Consider the following 3657-nt stretch of genomic DNA (forward strand, 5'->3'; position numbering starts at 1 on the left):
CAAGTAGCGCGCATTCTATGGATACCTGCGCGGTCATGCAACTAAAAATTTGCATAAAACGTTCTTTCGCTCACATTTTATGCGAAGAGCGTGTCGGACGCTGTAAAAGTAGTCATTTGAGGTCAAATATTCAACATATCATCGTGATTTGCACCGTATTCACCGTAGCGTGACGGCTTCCGCGTAACGCAGCGCTTTCCATCTTTTTTCTTATTATTCCCGTCATCTGGTGTTAACCTCCTGCCCATTGTCCAAAATTAACTGTGTGATGAGCCATGATCCGGCAGTGTGATGCTGGCTCACTGAAGCATGCTTATGAGCAAAAAAGAGCAAACGTTAATGACGCCTTATCTTCACTTTAACCGCAGCCAGTGGGCTGCCCTGCGTGATTCCGTCCCTATGACGCTGACGGAAGGTGAAATCGCACGGTTAAAAGGGATAAACGAAGATCTGTCCCTGGAAGAAGTGGCAGAAATTTATCTCCCCCTCTCTCGCTTGCTTAACTTCTATATCAGCTCGAACCTGCGTCGTCAGGCCGTGCTGGAGCAGTTTCTCGGGACGAACGGTCAACGTATTCCTTATATCATTAGTATTGCAGGCAGCGTGGCCGTGGGTAAAAGTACCACCGCGCGCGTCCTGCAGGCTCTGTTGAGCCGCTGGCCGGAACACCGCAGCGTGGAGCTAATCACCACCGACGGCTTCCTGCACCCGAACGAGGTGTTAAAAGAACGTGGGCTAATGAAGAAGAAGGGCTTCCCGCTCTCTTATGATATGCACCGTCTGGTGAAATTTGTCTCTGACCTGAAATCCGGCGTGCCGCACGTGACTGCGCCAGTCTATTCGCACCTGATCTACGATCGCATCCCGGGTGGGGATAAAACCGTGGTCCAGCCGGACATCCTGATTCTGGAAGGTCTGAACGTGCTGCAGAGCGGGATGGACTATCCTCACGACCCGCATCACGTATTCGTCTCGGATTTCGTCGATTTCTCTATTTATGTCGATGCGCCGGAAGATCTGCTGCAGAACTGGTACATCAACCGCTTCCTGAAGTTCCGCGAAGGGGCGTTCACCGACCCGGACTCCTATTTCCACCATTACGCCCAGCTTTCTGAAGAAGAAGCGATCAATGTGGCGACGGGGCTGTGGAATGAGATCAACTACGTGAACCTCAAAGAGAACATCCTGCCGACGCGCGAGCGTGCGAGCCTGATCCTCACCAAGAGCGAGAAGCACGCCGTCGACCAGATTCGCCTGCGGAAATAATCAAGCAGACATAAAAAAACCGGCTTAGCGCCGGTTTTTTCGTTATGCCTGTGGCTTCTCGCCATTTTCATCCTGATCGACCGCGAAGCAGGCAACCAGCTGGCCGCCATAATCCTTCAGCTGCGGCTGGAGCTGGGTGCACGGGCCAAAGCGACGACTGCAGCGGGCGTTGAATGCACATCCCGGAGGCGGATTCAGCGGGCTTGGCAGTTCACCCGTCAGCTTAATACGCTCACGACGATCGTCCGGGTTCAGACGCGGCGTCGCAGACAGCAGCGCCTGGGTATACGGGTGACGAGGGTTATTAAAGATCTGGTCTTTAGTCCCCTTCTCCACGCAGCGCCCCAGGTACATCACCATCACTTCATCAGCAATATGTTCCACCACCGACAGGTCGTGGGAGATAAACACGTAAGAGAGCCCCAGCTCCTGCTGGAGATCCATCATCAGGTTCAGCACCTGCGCACGCACGGATACGTCGAGCGCGGAGACCGGCTCATCGGCAATCACCACGTCCGGATCGAGCATCAGCCCGCGGGCGATAGCGATACGCTGACGCTGCCCGCCGGAAAACATGTGCGGATAGCGATCGTAATGCTCGGTTTTGAGGCCGACCTTCGCCATCATCGCCAGCGCTTTTTCACGGCGCTGCTCTTTGCTCAGATTACTGTTGATCAGCAGCGGCTCTTCCAGAATCTGCCCCACTTTTTTACGCGGGTTCAAAGAACCATACGGGTTCTGGAACACAATCTGGATTTTCTGGCGACGCAGCTTCTGCGCCTGCGGATCGTGCTTGAGCAGATCCTGCCCCTGATAATAGAGCTCCCCGCCGGTCGGCACTTCAATCATCGTCAGCAGACGGCCCAGCGTGGATTTGCCGCAGCCTGACTCCCCCACCACCGCCAGCGTTTTACCGCGTTCGAGGTTAAAGGAAACGCCGTCCAGCGCTTTCACCAGGCGTTCAGGGGCAAACAGTCCCTTCTTCACCGGGTAGTATTTTTTCAGGTCGATGGCCTGCAACAGCGGTTGTTGCGTGGTGGCCTGTTGCGTACTCATAGTGTTGGCCTCCCGGCATCATCGAGTGGGTAGTGGCATTTCGACTGACGGCCGTCAGCAAGCTGGTTCAGCTCTGGCTCTTCTGCCCGGCATTTGTCCGTCGCATACGGGCAGCGCGGATTGAGCAGACAGCCCTGCGGACGGTCATATTTACCCGGTACCACACCCGGCAGCGACGCCAGACGCGCTTTGTCCTGGGCAAACTCCGGCAGCGCGCGTAAAAGCGCCTGGGTATACGGGTGACGCGGCGCGCGGAAAATATCGTGTGAATTTCCGGTTTCGACCACCTGACCGGCATACATCACGATGATTTTGTGCGCGGCTTCGGCCACCAGCGCCAGATCGTGCGTAATCAGCACCAGCGCCATATTCTCTTTCTGCTGCAGCTCCAGCAGCAGTTCGATGATTTGCGCCTGAATGGTCACATCCAGCGCCGTCGTCGGTTCATCTGCAATCAGCAGTTTTGGTCGACAGGCAATCGCCATCGCGATCATCACGCGCTGGCTCATCCCACCGGAGAGCTGGTGCGGGTAAACGTCCAGGCGTGATGCCGGGTCAGGAATACCCACCTGGTTCAGCAGGTCGATCGCGCGCTGACGACGGGTTTTCTTATTCCCGCCCTGATGCACCTTAATCGCTTCCATAATCTGGAAACCAACGGTGTAGCAAGGGTTCAGGCTGGTCATGGGATCCTGGAAAATCATCGCCACTTCGGCGCCCACCAGCTGGCGGCGCTGTTTTTCAGAAATGTGCTTCAGATCCTGACCGTTGAACTGCAGGTTTTCCGCCATCACGCGGCCCGGGTAATCAATCAGCCCCATGATCGCCAGTGAGCTCACTGACTTACCGGAACCGGACTCCCCGACAATGCCAACCACTTCGCCCTGATTTACGCTGTAGCTGATGCGGTCCACGGCGCGAAACGGGGTGCCTTCGTCGCCGAAGTGCACCGATAATTTATCTACATTTAATAACGCCATCTCGTGCCTCTTACTGCTTCAGTTTGGGATCAAGCGCATCACGCAGACCATCACCCATCAGGTTAAATGCCAGCACCGTCAGCAGGATTGCCAGACCCGGGAAGGTGACAACCCACCAGGCGCTTTGTGCGAACTGCAACACGTCGGAGAGCATGGTGCCCCACTCCGGTGTTGGCGGCTGCGCACCCATGCCCAGGAAGCCAAGAGCGGCCATATCAAGAATGGCGTTAGAGAAACCGAGCGACGCCTGAACAATCAGCGGCGCAAGGCAGTTTGGGAAGATATTGACGAACATCTGGCGCATCGCACCGGCACCCGCCACGCGAGAGGCGGTGACGTAATCGCGGTTCACTTC

The 3657-nt window shown here is 55.9% G+C and carries 4 protein-coding genes; 1 reads left to right on the top strand and 3 read right to left on the bottom strand.

What is annotated here, in order from left to right:
- Positions 1–315: 315 nt before the first annotated feature.
- On the top strand, positions 316–1266 hold the full coding sequence (coaA, locus tag DEO48_RS17565; protein WP_021242480.1) for a type I pantothenate kinase: 951 nt from the start codon (positions 316–318) through the stop codon (positions 1264–1266).
- A 42-nt stretch (positions 1267–1308) separates the two neighbouring features.
- On the opposite strand, the gene dppF is transcribed toward coaA, so the two are convergent.
- The 3 genes from dppF to DEO48_RS17580 form a co-directional block, all read right to left on the bottom strand.
- Positions 1309–2322: a dipeptide ABC transporter ATP-binding subunit DppF gene (dppF, locus tag DEO48_RS17570; protein WP_023309965.1), complete on the bottom strand. Its 1014-nt coding sequence runs from the start codon at positions 2320–2322 to the stop codon at positions 1309–1311.
- The gene (gene dppD / locus DEO48_RS17575) at positions 2319–3302 is read right to left on the bottom strand and encodes a dipeptide ABC transporter ATP-binding protein (protein ID WP_109845842.1); all 984 of its coding nucleotides are present in this window, start codon (positions 3300–3302) and stop codon (positions 2319–2321) included. Before dppD ends, dppF begins: the two co-directional genes overlap by 4 nt.
- A 10-nt stretch (positions 3303–3312) precedes the next feature.
- On the bottom strand, positions 3313–3657 hold a 345-nt coding region (locus tag DEO48_RS17580; RefSeq protein ID WP_146198295.1), incomplete at its 5' end, for an ABC transporter permease subunit.

It is taken from the genome of Enterobacter sp. CGMCC 5087 (genome assembly GCF_003144775.1).
Lineage (GTDB): Bacteria > Pseudomonadota > Gammaproteobacteria > Enterobacterales > Enterobacteriaceae > Enterobacter > Enterobacter cloacae_M.